Origin of the sequence: Lentzea albida, from assembly GCF_900111005.1 — a bacterium.
Classification (GTDB): Bacteria; Actinomycetota; Actinomycetes; order Mycobacteriales; family Pseudonocardiaceae; genus Lentzea; species Lentzea albida.
This window is the reverse complement of sequence record NZ_FOFV01000003.1, coordinates 470,963-484,224: the sequence shown is the minus strand read 5'-3', so window position 1 is coordinate 484,224 and position 13,262 is coordinate 470,963. Positions and strand designations below refer to the sequence as shown.

The 13,262-nt window shown below is 69.1% G+C and carries 18 protein-coding genes and 1 tRNA gene; 15 read left to right on the top strand and 4 right to left on the bottom strand.

Annotated elements, in window-relative coordinates; genetic code table 11:
- The first annotated feature begins 129 nt into the window (after positions 1–129).
- The 7 genes from BMY74_RS11350 (at position 130) to BMY74_RS11320 (ending at position 5,771) form a co-directional block, all read left to right on the top strand.
- Positions 130–201: transfer RNA gene (locus BMY74_RS11350), tRNA-Glu, on the top strand.
- Between the two features lie 119 nt (positions 202–320).
- Positions 321–983, top strand: a complete 663-nt coding sequence (locus tag BMY74_RS11345) for an SAM-dependent methyltransferase (protein ID WP_089913914.1) — start codon at positions 321–323, stop codon at positions 981–983.
- Between the two features lie 580 nt (positions 984–1,563).
- Positions 1,564–2,130: a helix-turn-helix transcriptional regulator gene (locus BMY74_RS11340; protein ID WP_143091532.1), complete on the top strand. Its 567-nt coding sequence runs from the start codon at positions 1,564–1,566 to the stop codon at positions 2,128–2,130.
- A gap of 65 nt (positions 2,131–2,195) precedes the next feature.
- Positions 2,196–2,822 (top strand): DUF4383 domain-containing protein, encoded by a 627-nt coding sequence (locus tag BMY74_RS11335; protein WP_089913908.1) that lies wholly within the window; start codon positions 2,196–2,198, stop codon positions 2,820–2,822.
- 82 nt (positions 2,823–2,904) lie between these two features.
- The gene (locus BMY74_RS11330; RefSeq protein ID WP_218159597.1) at positions 2,905–3,585 is read left to right on the top strand and encodes a M50 family metallopeptidase; all 681 of its coding nucleotides are present in this window, start codon (positions 2,905–2,907) and stop codon (positions 3,583–3,585) included.
- Between the two features lie 61 nt (positions 3,586–3,646).
- Entirely contained in the window at positions 3,647–5,380 is a 1,734-nt protein-coding gene (gene argS, locus BMY74_RS11325; RefSeq protein WP_089913902.1) for an arginine--tRNA ligase, read from the top strand.
- Positions 5,381–5,453: 73 nt separating this feature from the next.
- Positions 5,454–5,771, top strand: coding sequence for a WhiB family transcriptional regulator (locus tag BMY74_RS11320; RefSeq protein WP_089913899.1), 318 nt, complete (start codon positions 5,454–5,456; stop codon positions 5,769–5,771).
- On the opposite strand, the gene BMY74_RS11315 is transcribed toward BMY74_RS11320, so the two are convergent.
- Together BMY74_RS11315 and BMY74_RS11310 are read right to left on the bottom strand one after the other, a co-directional pair.
- On the bottom strand, positions 5,744–6,562 hold the full coding sequence (locus tag BMY74_RS11315; protein ID WP_089913896.1) for a SigB/SigF/SigG family RNA polymerase sigma factor: 819 nt from the start codon (positions 6,560–6,562) through the stop codon (positions 5,744–5,746). The genes BMY74_RS11320 and BMY74_RS11315 overlap by 28 nt on opposite strands.
- Entirely contained in the window at positions 6,559–6,927 is a 369-nt protein-coding gene (locus BMY74_RS11310) for an ATP-binding protein (protein WP_245786040.1), read from the bottom strand. The genes BMY74_RS11315 and BMY74_RS11310 overlap by 4 nt, the downstream gene beginning before the upstream one ends.
- 174 nt (positions 6,928–7,101) lie before the next feature.
- On the opposite strand from BMY74_RS11310, the gene BMY74_RS11305 reads away from it, so the two are divergent.
- Complete coding sequence (locus BMY74_RS11305) at positions 7,102–7,770, top strand: ATP-binding protein (protein ID WP_177229689.1); 669 nt, start codon at positions 7,102–7,104, stop codon at positions 7,768–7,770.
- Here BMY74_RS11305 and BMY74_RS11300 read toward each other — a convergent pair.
- Positions 7,767–8,123 (bottom strand): STAS domain-containing protein, encoded by a 357-nt coding sequence (locus BMY74_RS11300; protein WP_143091531.1) that lies wholly within the window; start codon positions 8,121–8,123, stop codon positions 7,767–7,769. The genes BMY74_RS11305 and BMY74_RS11300 overlap by 4 nt on opposite strands.
- 156 nt (positions 8,124–8,279) lie before the next feature.
- Positions 8,280–8,948 carry an ANTAR domain-containing protein gene (locus BMY74_RS46100; protein WP_089913887.1) on the bottom strand — a complete coding sequence of 223 codons (669 nt, stop codon included), beginning with the start codon at positions 8,946–8,948 and terminating at the stop codon, positions 8,280–8,282.
- 253 nt (positions 8,949–9,201) lie between these two features.
- Here BMY74_RS46100 and BMY74_RS11290 point away from each other — a divergent pair, with 253 nt between their 5' ends.
- From BMY74_RS11290 to BMY74_RS11260, 7 genes are all read left to right on the top strand, one after another.
- Positions 9,202–9,417 carry a hypothetical protein gene (locus tag BMY74_RS11290; RefSeq protein ID WP_245786039.1) on the top strand — a complete coding sequence of 72 codons (216 nt, stop codon included), beginning with the start codon at positions 9,202–9,204 and terminating at the stop codon, positions 9,415–9,417.
- Positions 9,418–9,533: 116 nt separating this feature from the next.
- A complete protein-coding gene (clsA, locus tag BMY74_RS11285) occupies positions 9,534–10,115 on the top strand; it encodes a cardiolipin synthase ClsA (protein WP_089913881.1) in 582 nt (193 codons plus the stop codon).
- Between the two features lie 42 nt (positions 10,116–10,157).
- A complete protein-coding gene (gene gcvH / locus BMY74_RS11280) occupies positions 10,158–10,541 on the top strand; it encodes a glycine cleavage system protein GcvH (RefSeq protein ID WP_089913878.1) in 384 nt (127 codons plus the stop codon).
- A gap of 113 nt (positions 10,542–10,654) precedes the next feature.
- The gene (garA, locus tag BMY74_RS11275; RefSeq protein WP_030476302.1) at positions 10,655–11,113 is read left to right on the top strand and encodes a glycogen accumulation regulator GarA; all 459 of its coding nucleotides are present in this window, start codon (positions 10,655–10,657) and stop codon (positions 11,111–11,113) included.
- 48 nt (positions 11,114–11,161) lie between these two features.
- Complete coding sequence (locus BMY74_RS11270; RefSeq protein WP_245786038.1) at positions 11,162–11,704, top strand: MerR family transcriptional regulator; 543 nt, start codon at positions 11,162–11,164, stop codon at positions 11,702–11,704.
- Between the two features lie 124 nt (positions 11,705–11,828).
- On the top strand, positions 11,829–12,302 hold the full coding sequence (locus BMY74_RS11265; RefSeq protein ID WP_089913871.1) for a bifunctional nuclease family protein: 474 nt from the start codon (positions 11,829–11,831) through the stop codon (positions 12,300–12,302).
- Between the two features lie 330 nt (positions 12,303–12,632).
- A complete protein-coding gene (locus tag BMY74_RS11260) occupies positions 12,633–13,199 on the top strand; it encodes a MerR family transcriptional regulator (RefSeq protein ID WP_089913860.1) in 567 nt (188 codons plus the stop codon).
- Positions 13,200–13,262 lie beyond the last annotated feature (63 nt).

Genomic DNA, 13,262 nt, shown 5'->3' with positions numbered 1-13,262 from the left:
GTGCGCGTTCTCGGTCATCATTGTTCCATGATCCGAGCAGATGAATGGGCCGGTGCGCCCTCCAAGCTGTGACCTGCTAGTTCACTTTCTTCTATTTTTGCGAGCATTTTCTTTTCAATGCTCGTCCTTGGCGTGTTCGTCTAGTGGTCAGGACGCTGGACTCTCAATCCGGAAACACGGGTTCGATCCCCGTACGCGCTACGTGGCCCGGTCTCAGTGGGGTGGACCGGGCCCGCCCGCACAGGGGTCCATGTCAGACGGACCCAAAGAATCTTCGAAAACTTCGCCCGAATGGTCTAGGCGCCAGTTACGCTCTGCGAATGGCTGCGGTCCCCGCCTTCGCCCGGTACGAGGTCGACGTGCGTCGGCCGAACGCCGCGCGCATCCATGACTTCTACCTCGGCGGCGCGCACAACTACGCCCCGGACAGGGCGTTCGCCAAGCAGGCCGTCCGGATCGACCCGGAGCTGCCCGCCAGGACGCGGGCCCAGCGGACGTTCCTGCGCCACGCCGTCCGCCACTGCTGGGCGGCGGGCGTGCGCCAGTTCCTCGACCTCGGCTCGGGCATCCCGACGTGCGGTGCCACGCACCAGACGCTGCCCGACGCGCGTGTGGTCTACGTGGACTCCGACGCGGTCACGGTCGCGTTCTCGCGTGGACTGCTGCGCGGCGAGCCACGGGCGTGCGCGATCGAGGCGGACCTGCGCCGTCCCGACCAGGTGCTGCGGCATCCGGGCGTGCTGTCCCATCTCGACCTGCGCGAGCCGTACGCGGTGTTGATGGTCGACGTCCTGAGGTACGTCGACGACACGACGGGGCCCGGTCGTGTCGTGCGTCGTTATCGGCACGCGTTGCCCGCCGGCGGGTTCCTCGTGGTGTCGCACCCGACGCCGGTGGAGCAGCTCATGGAGGGCCTGGAGATCGAGGCGCCGGCCGTCGTGCCGGGCGCGTACGCGGGGATCGGGCGCAAGGGCAGTATCTGAGCGGTGCCCGTCCTCTCCTGACCGAACGTGCGGGAAGCGCTGGAGCGGGCGAGGGCGTTGCGGTCGGCCGGCCGGCCGCGGGACGCGGCTTCCGAGTTGCGCAAGGCGCTCGCGACCGTGGACGACCGGTGTGAGCTGCTGCACCTGTTGTGGGACTGCCAGTTCGTGCTGGGCGACCAGGAGGCGGCGCACGAGACCCTGCTGGAGGCCAAGGGACTGGCGCACGGGCCGATGGTGCAGCGCGTCGCCGTCGCCGAGGCCGGCTGGCTCATGTTGAAAGTCCAGGGTCTCGCACCGACGTTCAGCGCCGTCCTCCGCTACAACCTCGCGACCAGCCTGCTCGCCCTCGGGCGCTGGCAGGAGCTGGACGAGCTGGAGATTTCGGACGCCCTGTTCGCCGCCCAGTGCGCGTACACCCGAGCTGTCGCCGCGCGGACCCGCGGCCGGTTCCGGGTCGCGGTGGAGCTGTGCCGCGAGACCGTCGCCGACCTGCCGGACTCGTTGACCGCCGGTGAGGTGCTGCGGCTGTGCGCGGAAGGTCTCGGGGCCGCGCGCGACCCTGCAGACGGCGGGCGGACGGGTGAGAAAGCTCGACGATTCCGTTGCCGTGGAACGGGAACTGCTCTCCCGGCTGCCCGAACCCCGCGGACCGGAGGACGAGGTGTGGCACCGGGTCGCGCTGGCCGAGGCGGGCCGCGACTCGTGGGACGAGATCGCGGTGGCGTGGGACCGGCTGAAGATGTCGTACCAGGCCGCGTACGCGCGAACCCGTTGGGGCGAAACGGAAGCGCTGCACCACGCCGACCGCGCGGCGGAACGGCTGGGCGCGCGTCCGTTGGCCGAGATGGTGTCACGGCAGGCGCGCACGCAGCGCGTTCCGCTGCTGCACCAGGCCGCACCGAGGCTGGGCACGCTCACCCCGCGCGAACGCGAGGTGCTCGAACTCCTGGGGTGGGGCCGCACCAACAAGGAGATCGCGAACGAGCTGGTGCTCAGCGTGCGGACCGTGGGACTGCACGTGTCGCACGTGCCGGCGAAGCTCGGCGCCGGCAACAAGTCCGGGGCGCCGAGCGGTGGGCGCGGCGTCCCGGAGCCCCCAAGAAGAACGTCGTCGTGGCCCGCAACGGCATGCCCGACGTCTCGGTGAACGGTTTGACAAACGTGAAGGCGGGGTAAACCGGCTGGCGACAGAAACGGAGCCTGGAGGGCGTCATGACCCACCGCATCAAGGTCGCCGGTCTGCAGCCGGTGCAGGTGCTGGCCGGACTGGCCGGTATCGCGTTCATCGTGTTCGGCGTCGTGGGTTTCACCCGCACCGGGGTCGGCGACTGGGCCGCCCAGTCGTACGTGCTCGGGTTCTCGGTGAACCCGCTGCACAACACGGTGCTCGTGGCCGTCGGCGTGCTCGGCCTGCTGATGGCACTCGGTTCGGGCCTCGCCCGGCTGTACGGCTGGCTGCTGTTCGCCGGCTTCGCCGCGCTCTTCGTGTGGGACCTCATGATCACGGGGATCCTCGCCCAGAACCCGGCCGAGCAGTACGGCAACCCGCTCGCCGTCAACACGAACGACAACTGGCTGCACCTCGGCCTCGCCCTGTTCGGCCTGCTGCTCGCGGTCATGCCCGCGCGCCGCAAGCTGGTCGAGGACGAGGAGCCGGTCGACGACCACGCCGAGGCGCACGTGCTGCCCGAGCCGCGTTCGGAGGCGTTCCGCGGTGAGCGGGACACCACGCCGATCACCGAGCCCCTCCCCGCGGCCCGCAGGGAGCCGATCACGCAGGAGCAGGCGGTCGTCGACCCGAACACCGAGCGCGTGAACAAGGACAAGATCAAGCACTGACAGCAGCTCGACCCCTGTCCGGCGCAGACGCGCCGTGAGAGCCCACATGCGGCTCTCACGGCGCGTCTGTTTCGATGTCGCGATGCCTTCCGAGCTGCTGACCGACGAAGTGCTGATCACGTGGGGGACGGCCCTGGCCGCCTTCCTGGCCGTCGCGCTCCACGGGATCTGGCGGGTCACCCGCAACGTCATCACCATCGCCCACGAGGGCGGCCACGCGTTGCTCGCCGTGCTGACCGGCCGGCGGCTGAGCGGCATCAAGCTGCACTCGGACACCTCCGGCCTGACCGTGTCCCGCGGCAAGCCCCGCGGGCCGGGAATGGTGCTGACGGCACTGGCCGGCTACATCGCCCCCTCACTGCTCGGCTTCGGGGCGGCCCTGCTGATCACCACCGAGCAGATCCAGCTGATGCTGTGGATCAGCATCGGGTTCCTCGCGGCGATGCTCGTGATGATCCGGAACTTCTTCGGCGTCCTGTCGATCATCGTCACGGGCGGGATCTTCTTCTTCGTGTCCTTCTACGCGTCTCTCGAAGTGCGGGACGCGGCCGCGTACGTGTTCGCCTGGTTCCTGCTGCTCGGCGGCGTCCGGCCGGTGTGGGAGCTGCAGGTCAAGCGGTGGCGGCGGCAGGCGCCCCGGTCCGACGCCGACCAGCTGGCGTGGCTGACCGGGGTGCCGGCGCTGGGCTGGGTGACGTTCTTCGGCGTGGTCAGCCTGGCCTCGCTGGTGGGTGGCGGGGCGCTGTTGCTCGGCCGGTGGTGAATCAGGTTCGGCGCGGGTGAAATACTCGGGTGAACAAGCCAGCGGGTGAGAGGTGGGTTCAGTGCTGCGTGGGGATGTCGGGCTCGAACTGGGCCAGCGGGTCGCGCGGGCGTTGCGCGTCGCCCTGGACGTGGACATCACCGCCGAGGAAGCGCTGATCCGACCGTCCAACCGAGACGGTGCCGACTACCAGTGCAACGTCGCGATGAGCCTCGCCAAGAAGGTCGGGAAGAACCCCCGCGAGGTCGCCTCGCTGATCGTCGAGCACCTCGACGCGGCGGACGCGGTCGAGGCGCCCGAGATCGCCGGGCCCGGCTTCATCAACCTGAAGCTGCGCCGGGAGTGGCTGGAGGCGCAGGCCGCGAACCTGCTCGGCGACGACCGGCTCGGCGTGCCGAGGACGGACGAGCCGCGGCGGATCGCCATCGACTACAGCAGCCCCAACGTGGCCAAGGAGATGCACGTCGGCCACCTGCGCTCGACGATCATCGGTGACGCGTTCTGCCGGCTGCTGACCTTCGCCGGGCACGAGGTGATCCCGCACAACCACCTCGGTGACTGGGGCACGCCGTTCGGCATGCTCATCGAGCACCTGACGGACGAGGGCCACGGCGCCGACCACGAGATCAGCGACCTCAACGCGTTCTACCAGCAGGCCAGGCAGAAGTTCGACAACGAGCCGGGGTTCGCGGACCGCGCGCGGCGGCGGGTGGTGCTGCTGCAGGGCGGCGACGAGACGACGCTCGAGCTGTGGCACGAGCTGGTGGGCGAGTCGCAGCGGCACTTCAACCAGGTCTACGAGATGCTCGAGATCGGGCTGTCCGCGCAGGACAACTACGGCGAGAGCTTCTACAACCCCTACCTCGCCGACACGATCACCGAGCTGCAGCAGAAGGGTCTCATCGAGACCAGTGACGGCGCGCTCTGCGTCTTCCCGCCCGGCTTCAGCAACCGCGAGGGCGACCGGCTGCCGTTGATCGTGCGCAAGTCCGACGGCGGGTACGGCTACGCCACCACCGACTTCGCGACCGTGCGGTACTGGGTGCGGGAGCGCAAGGTCGACGAGCTGATCTACGTCGTCGGCACGCCGCAGGCCCAGCACTTCCAGATGATCTTCGCGACGTCCAAGCAGGCCGGGTGGCTCGACGACGCCCACACCGCCGTGCACACCGGGTTCGGCACCATCCTCGGCTCCGACGGCAAGACGATCCGGACGCGGGCGGGGGGCACGATCAAGCTGATCGACCTCCTCACCGAGGCGATCAAGAACTCGTACGAGGTGATCCCGGAGACGTCCGAAGTGGAGGGTGCCGAGAAGGACGCCCTCGCCCGCACGATCGGCCTCGGCGCGGTCAAGTACGCGGACCTCTCCAACGACCGGGAGAAGGACTACGTCTTCACCTGGGAGAAGATGCTCGCGACCACGGGCGACACCTCGGTGTACATCCAGTACGCCAACGCGCGCATCCTTTCGATCGGACGCAGGGTCGGGCGCGTTCCCGCCGCGGACGCCCCGCTCGTGCTGCAGGAGCGGGCCGAGCAGGCGCTGGCGTTGAAGCTGCTGCAGCTGCCCACCGCCATCAACGCGGCCATCAGCGAGCTCGCGCCGCACAAGCTCACGACCTACCTGTTCGAGACGGCGACCGCGTTCTCGACGTTCTACGACAACTGCTCGGTGGCCAAGGCGGAGACGCAGGAACTGCAGGACTCGCGGCTGCAGCTCTGCACGCTGACCTCCCGCGTGCTCACCTTGGGACTGTCCCTGCTCGGCATCGGGGCACCCGAAAGGTTGTAAGCAGGTTTATCCCCGCCCGAGCAGAGGTACGCAGAGATCGCAACTCTTTCCCCCAGCCCTTCAGGGAGTCGCGATGACCTGCACCACCCGTCTGCCCAAGCCGGTCACCGACGTGTGGGACTGGCAGATGGAAGGCCTGTGCCGCGGCCAGAACAGCGCGGTCTTCTTCCACCCCGACAACGAGCGCGGGTACGCGCGGGCGGCTCGGGAGGAGAAGGCCAAGGCGATCTGCGGGCACTGCCCGGTGCTCGCGCAGTGCCGCGCCCACGCGCTGGAGGCTCAGGAGCCGTACGGCGTGTGGGGCGGCATGGGGGAGGACGAACGGCGCCAGATCGTGAACGCGGCCCGGCGCCGTGTCCGCGCCTACTCCTCGAGCACGTCCCTGAGCTGACGCAACGTCTTCGCGAGCAAACGCGAGACGTGCATCTGGGAGATGCCGACCTTCTGCGCGATCTGCGTCTGGGTCATGTTGCCGAAGAAGCGCATGATCACGATCTTGCGTTCGCGCTCCGGCAGCTTCTCCAGCAACGGGTGCAGCGCCTCGCGTTGCTCGATCATGGCGATCTCGGGGTCTTCCTCGCCGATGGTCGAACCGAGCGAGATCGACGAGTCCTCCGACATCAGCATGTCGTCGAGCGACGCGCTCTGGTAGGCGTTGCCCGCCGCGAGACCCTCGTGGATCTCCTCTCGGGACAGGCCCAGGTGCTCGGCCAGCTCCGACGGAGTGGGCGCGCGGCCCAGCGACTGCGACAGGCGCGACGTGCCCGCGTTGATCGCCAGGTGCAGCTCCTTGAGCCGCCTCGGCATCCGCACCGACCAGCTGGAGTCCCGGAAGTACTTCCGGACCTCACCCATGATCGTCGGCACCGCGAACGACAGGAAGTCGCTGCCGCGCTCCGGGTCGAAGCGGTCGACCGCGTTGATCAGGCCGACCGTCGCGACCTGCACCAGGTCCTCGTGCGGCTCGCCGCGGTGGCCGAACCTGCGGGCGATGTGCTGGGCGACCGGGAGGTGCTCCGTCACGAGCCTGTCCCGCAACGTGTCGCGCTTCGGGCCCGCGGGCGTGCCCGCGAGCTCGGCGAACAGCGGAGCCAGGTGGTCGTAGTCACCGGACCGCGAGGACTTGACCTCGGCCTCCGGCTTGGTCTCCTCGGTCTTGGTGGCCTCTTCCGCCCCGGTCACGCATCCACCGCCCCGGCGGTGGACTTCACGAGGCCGATGTGGACCACGAACCCTTCGGTCTCCTCGACCCTGGTCTGCACCGAGTCGACGAGCGCGGTGAGCACGCGCCAGCCGAAGCTGGCCTCGTCGGGGCCCGACGCGGACTTCGCGGAGATCTTCGCGGAGACGTGGACCGCGCCCTTGTCGTCCACCGCGAAGTGAGCGCTGAGCACGGCGTCCTGTGCCGCGAGCGTGATCAAGGTCGAGCACGTCTCATCCACGGCGAGCTTCAGGTCCTCGATCGAGTCGAGGTCGAAGTCCTGCCTCATGGCGATGTCCGCCGCGACCGCACGCACGATGGACAGCTGCGTGGGGTCCGCGGCCATCCGAAGCTCGACGCCTGACAATTGAGTCACAGCCACCTCGTAGTCCGTTCTGCTGAAGGCCGGCATGTTCCTGCCGTACCCGAATCGATCTCATTTCACACGCGCATTCGCACGTGTAGTGGCTTGGCGCCCCGGGAAATCACCTGGCAGAGCCAACCAACGGGAGGGAGCGCTGTGCTGGTGCACGAGGACTACCTGGCCCTCCGCATCCCGGCAGATCCGCACGAGGTCGGGCCTGTGCGGCACCGCCTCCGGGAATGGCTGCGGGAAAGCGGTGTCGACGAGGACGAGGCGAGCGACCTCGTGCTCGCCGCGAGTGAAGCGATCAACAACTCCGTCGAGCACGCCTACCCCGGCCCCGCGCACGGCACCGTCGAGGTGCGTGCCCACGTCGATCCCGACGGGACCGCCGAGGTCGACGTCACCGACCACGGCCGGTGGCGCGTGCCGCCGCCGGCACTGACGACGCGCGGACGCGGACTCCTGCTCATGCGGGAGAGCGTGGACGAAGTCGACGTCCTCCGCAGGGCGAGCGGCACGACCGTGCGCCTGCGCCGGGCGCGGACGCCCGTGCGGCCGCTGACCCTGGGCGCACCCGAGTGCGACGTGCAGGTCCACGAGACCTCCTCCGGCGTCGTGGCGGTCGTCCGCGGGGACGTGCCCGCCGAGGCGGGTCCGTCGTTGCGCCGCACGCTCACCACGGTCGCCCGTGGTGGCACCGTTCCGCTGACCGTCGACCTCAGAGGTCTCGGCGTGGAGAAGAGCGGAGTGGGGCGCGCCCTCCACGACGTCGCCGAGGCGCTCAGGGCGGCCGGTAACCGGCTCACCGTCCGGACGCTCTAGCTCAGGGCCGAGTCGACCGAGTCGTGGAGGTTGAAGATCTCACCGAGACCGGTGGCCTCCAACGGCCGCGTCACGGCCCGGGCGGTCGCCACGACCTTGAGGGTGGCGCTCTGCTGCTGAGCGAGCTTCGCGGCCTCGACGAGCACCGCGAGCCCGGCGGAGCCGAGGAACGTCACACCGGTCATGTCCACCACGAAGGTGCCGCCGTCACCGAGCCCGTTGACCAGCGCTTCCCGCAACGAGGGCGCCGACACCATGTCGACCTCACCGGACACGGCGAGGACGGTGACTCCGGGCGCCGGCTGCCGCACCTTCAGCTCGATCTGCTCCGCACGTGGGTCCTGCACAGTCACCGAAGTACTCCCTCTCACATACAGGGAGCCGCCACGCAGCGGCCCCGGATGCGGCTGCTGGCTCAACCGCTGCGGACTCAACCGTACGGGAGAGCCCGCACAACAGGACAGGTCCTGGTGTCCGTACCCGGACAATGCTCGGTTCAAACCGAGATCTCAACTCCGCAGCGCCTCCCAGAGCTTCCGGGCCACCTCACGTGCGGCGTCCGGCGGAGCGGCATCCTCCCCGGCGCCGTCCTCCAGCGTCCCGCCCACGGTCACGACCAGCGCCGCGGCCACGTCGCGCAGCTTCACGTTGGCGTGCTGGCTGGTGCGGACCAGCAGTTCGAAGGCCTCGCCCGGCTCGCACGACCGGGCGGCCATCACGAGGCCCTTCGCCTGCTCGATGTGCCGGCGGTGCTGGACCATCCGCGCCATCTGGTCGGCGCGCAGCACCTCGCCCGCGCAGAACTCGACGACCGCGGCCGCCGTCGCGACGAGCGGTTCCACCTCCTCGACGGCCTTCAGGTCCTCGACCCGCGGTTCGTGCGACAGGTAGACGGTCAGCACGATCGGGCCGCCGTCGCCCCAGCTGCCGGGCACCGCCACGACGTGCGTCCCGGCGACCTCCCCGGACACCTGCCGTTCATCGCGGGAGGCCTCGACGAGCGGTCCCGCGCCGCTCGTCAGCTGCTCCGCGTCCAGTTCCACGGCGACCCCGGTGGCCCGCAGCAACGTGCCGTCGGGCCACACGCTCAGCCCCACGCCCACGCAGCCGTCGACCTGAGAGCACAGGTGGTCCATCAACCTGGAGATGAGCTCCGCACCGAATTTCACCTGGTCCACGCGTGGAGGTTAGCCCCGGCCGATCCCCGGTGGGCGTTGTGCGGTCATCGGCGTACGACGAACGGTTGCGCGAGCAAGGACCCGGAGATCCGTTCCACTTCGGACCGGAACAGCTCGGCGCGCCGATCGATCCAGTTAACGCTTTGGACCCGAACACGACACGTGTTCTGAACCACAGTCCGCCAGAATTCGTTCTCAGGGATAACGCCGAACCCCCGGCACGCGACATCCCTGGTGTCACGGAGGGACAGAGATGGAAACCGCCATGGAGACCCAGCCGCAGCAGGACTCGGAGTGCGACTCAGCGCTGCCGACCACGCCGTGCAGCGTCGTCTGGAGCCGGGGCCACGCCTACGTGCTCGAGGGTTTCCGCGCCCGCTGGGTCGGTCGTGACGACCGCGGTCGCCCGCACGCCATCACCGGCGCCGAGATGCAGCGCCGGGGCTGGACGTTCACGCACACGGTCTGAGAAACCGGCGAACCGAACAAAGAACGCAGAACGACCGCCACACCCGCAACCAGTCGCACCGCGTGCCGTGACGCCATCCGGCAGCCCCTGCGCAGTCACTCGTTTAGAGTGCGGGTGTGCGTGACCCGGCTGATCGCCTGCTGACGATTCCGAACCTGCTCAGCGTGTTGCGGCTGGCCGGTGTTCCGCTCTTCCTGTACCTGTTGCTCGGACCCCGCGCGGACGGCTGGGCGCTGCTCGTCCTCGTCTTCGCGGGGCTCTCCGACTGGCTCGACGGCAAGCTCGCGCGCTGGCTCGACCAGATGAGCAACCTCGGCGCGCTGCTCGACCCCGCCGCCGACCGCCTCTACGTCTTCTGCACGCTGCTGGCGTTCGTCATCAGGGACATCGTGCCGCTGTGGGTCGCCCTCGTGCTCGTGGGACGGGAAGTGGTCGTCGGCCTCTGCCTGCTCGTCCTGCGGCAACGGGGCTGGGGCACCTTCGAGGTGACCTACCTGGGCAAGGCCGCGACGTTCAACCTGCTCTACGCCTTCCCCCTGCTGCTCCTCGCGCAGGGCGACTCGGGCTGGGCGCAGGTCGCCCTGCCGTTCGCCTACGCGTTCACGGCGTGGGGCGGGGCGCTCTACCTGTGGTCGGCGCTGCTGTACGTCTACCAGTTCTTCCTGGCCCTGCGGACCACACCTCGCACGGTCGCGTGAAAAGATCACCCCATACAGGTTCAGCACGAGGAGCGCAGTCAGTTGATTCCCGAGGAGCTTCGCTACACCGAGGAGCACGAGTGGGTCGCCGCCACCGGCGAGAACACAGTGCGCGTCGGCATCACCGACTACGCCCAGGAACAGCTCGGTGACGTCGTCTTCGTCCAGTTGCCCGAGGTCGGCCACACCGTCTCGGCGGGCGACACGTTCGGCGAGGTCGAGTCCACCAAGAGCGTGTCCGACCTCTACTCGCCGCTCGACGGCGAGGTCGTCGCCATCAACGAGGCGCTGGTCCAGGCGCCCGACTCGGTGAACGGCGACCCGTACGGCGAGGGCTGGATGGTCGAGATCAGGCTGAACGACCCCGAGGCGCTGGAAGGCCTGCTGGACGCGGACGCGTACAAGGCGTTGGTGGAGAAGGAGTGACGTCGATCTTTCGCCGGATCTTCGGCCGGAAGGGGAGCCGCGCTGAAGGCGGTGACCCCAACGCGATAGGTTTTACCGGAAGTGACGGATCCAGCAGCAGGAGGAGAGCTCAGGTGAGCACGAACGACGGCCCAGGCGTTCCGCCGGAGCAGTCCCCGGAGCGGACCTCCGTCTTCCGGGCGGACTTCCTCCAGGAGATGGAAGGCGGCGCCGAGGCGCCCGCACAGGAGCCGGCCGTTGCCGGTGTTGACGCCCTTCCCGCCGGTTCCGCGCTGCTCGTGGTCAAGCGCGGTCCCAACGCCGGTTCCCGGTTCCTGCTGGACCGAGACACGACGAGCGCCGGGCGCCACCCCGACAGCGACATCTTCCTGGACGACGTGACGGTCTCGCGCCGGCACGCCGAGTTCCGCCGGGAGAGCGGCGAGTTCGTCGTCATCGACGTCGGCAGCCTCAACGGCACCTACGTCAACCGCGAGCCGGTCGACCAGGCCGTCCTCGCGAACGGCGACGAGGTCCAGATCGGCAAGTTCCGCCTCGTCTTCCTGACGGGTCCTGGCTCCGCGGGAGCCTGACGCGTGACGGCCGGGCGGCCACAACGCGGGGAGTCGAGCATCGGGGCTGTGCTCGCACAGCTTCGGCCCGAGTTCCCCGACGTCACCATCTCCAAGATCCGCTTCCTGGAAGCGGAGGGGCTGGTCCGCCCGGCACGCACCGCCTCCGGCTACCGCCAGTTCAGCGCGGCGGACGTCGAGAGGTTGCGGTTCGTGCTGTCCGCACAACGCGACAGGTACCTGCCGCTCAAGGTGATCCGCGAGCAGCTCGACGCCGCCTCCGCGGACTCGGGCTCGGTCTCCCGGATCGACCTGCTGACCCAGACCGGAACCAGCGCCGACCAGCTGTCCCAGCTGGAGCGCGACGGTCTGCTGCGTCCCGGCCCCGGTGGCCGGTTCACCACCGACGACATCACCGCGCTCCGCACGATCCGGGCGATGACCGGCCTCGGCGTCGAGCGCGAACACCTGCGCGCGGTCCGCGCGGCAGCGGATCGCGAGGTCGATCTGCTGAACTCGTTCTCGGATCGTGGGACCGTGCGGGAATTGGCCGACCTGTTCGCCTCGTTGCACACGTTGTTGGTGAGAGCAGGCCTGCGTCAATCATCTTGATCACGTTCTGCCCGCAACGATTGAGCACACGGCCCGCTTGGCGGGTAGCGTCGAACGCATACGCCGGGGGATGCTCGGAAGCGAACCGGGTACTCCCCAACGAGTCAGAGGGAGGCGAGACCCGATGAGTGAGATGCGCGTCGTGGGCGTCCGGGTGGAGCTGCCCCAGAACCAGCCGATCCTCCTGCTCAGGGAAACCGAGGGCGAGCGGTACCTGCCGATCTGGATCGGCTCCGTCGAGGCCACGGCGATCGCGCTCGAGCAGCAGGGCGTGCGCCCCGCGCGCCCGCTCACGCACGACCTGTTGAAGGACGTCATCGGGGCGTTGGGCCGCAACCTCGAGCAGGTGCGGATCACGGACCTGCAGGAGGGCACCTTCTTCGCCGAGCTCGTGTTCGACGGCGACGTGCGGGTGTCCGCGCGCCCGTCCGACTCGGTGGCGCTGGCGTTGCGGGTGGGCGTGCCCATCCACGCCGAGGAGGCCGTGCTCGCCGAGGCCGGGCTGATCATCCCGGACGAGCAGGAGGACGAGGTGGAGAAGTTCCGCGAGTTCCTCGACTCCGTCTCTCCGGAAGACTTCCGGGGCGCGGACACGTAGACACAGTCGCGGGCGCGGGCACCTGAGTTTTCCGGTGCTCGCACTCCGTCTCGTATGGGCGACAGGGCAGTTCGTTTGGATGTCCCCCTATCGGACTACTTTCGGTCGTTTCGACCGCTAAACGATCACTAAACGTCACCTGAACGTCCTACATCGGGTGACGGTCCGGCTCTCCACCTCAGGTTGAGGGTCGACACTCCCCGCGCGTCGCGTTGACCTGCCCTCGGACCGGTCCTACCGTCGAACTCGAGTGGACGTCGCTGCTGAGCGAGAGCGGACACAGCGGCTTGACGGTCATGAGTTTCGTGGCCGTTCCGAGGGGAGGCAGGCGTGGTCGAGGAAGCGCCCTTGAGGGCGGAATCCGGGCTGCAGGGTGAACTGTTCCCGGACTCCTCGCTGCCGGACGAGCTCGTCGGTTACCGAGGACCCGCGGCATGTCAGATCGCGGGCATCACGTACCGGCAGCTCGACTACTGGGCACGGACCGGGCTGGTCGCGCCGACGGTGCGGATGGCGCACGGCTCGGGCAGCCAGAGGCTGTACTCCTTCAAGGACATCCTGGTGCTCAAGGTCGTGAAGCGGCTGCTGGACACCGGTGTCTCGCTGCAGAACATCAGGGTCGCGGTCGACCACCTGCGCCGCCGCGGCGTGCAGGACCTGGCGAAGATCACGCTGTTCTCCGACGGCACCACCGTCTACGAGTGCACCTCGCCGGAGGAGGTCGTCGACCTGCTGCAGGGCGGTCAGGGCGTGTTCGGCATCGCCGTGAGCGGTGCGATGCGCGAGATCTCCGGCACGATCCACGAGTTCCCGGCCGAACGAGCGGACGGCGTCGAGATCGCCCCGATGACCGAGGACGAGCTGACCCGCCGCCGCCGCGAGCGCGCCACCGGCTGATCGTGGCCGACCGGCCGCCCCCGGTGGCCGGTCGGCAGCAGCGCGGGGCCGATCGGCGTCCCT

Excerpts from the sequence above, each read along its gene's own strand:
- BMY74_RS11335 (WP_089913908.1), top strand. The coding sequence starts at position 2,196 with ATGACCCACCGCATCAAGGTCGCCGGTCTGCAGCCGGTGCAGGTGCTG.
- BMY74_RS11310 (WP_245786040.1), bottom strand. The coding sequence starts at position 6,927 with ATGGCCGCGGACCCCACGCAGCTGTCCATCGTGCGTGCGGTCGCGGCG.
- BMY74_RS11265 (WP_089913871.1), top strand. The coding sequence starts at position 11,829 with ATGAGTGAGATGCGCGTCGTGGGCGTCCGGGTGGAGCTGCCCCAGAAC.
- BMY74_RS11330 (WP_218159597.1), top strand. The coding sequence starts at position 2,905 with ATGCCTTCCGAGCTGCTGACCGACGAAGTGCTGATCACGTGGGGGACG.
- BMY74_RS11345 (WP_089913914.1), top strand. The coding sequence starts at position 321 with ATGGCTGCGGTCCCCGCCTTCGCCCGGTACGAGGTCGACGTGCGTCGG.
- BMY74_RS11290 (WP_245786039.1), top strand. The coding sequence starts at position 9,202 with ATGGAAACCGCCATGGAGACCCAGCCGCAGCAGGACTCGGAGTGCGAC.
- BMY74_RS11320 (WP_089913899.1), top strand. The coding sequence starts at position 5,454 with ATGACCTGCACCACCCGTCTGCCCAAGCCGGTCACCGACGTGTGGGAC.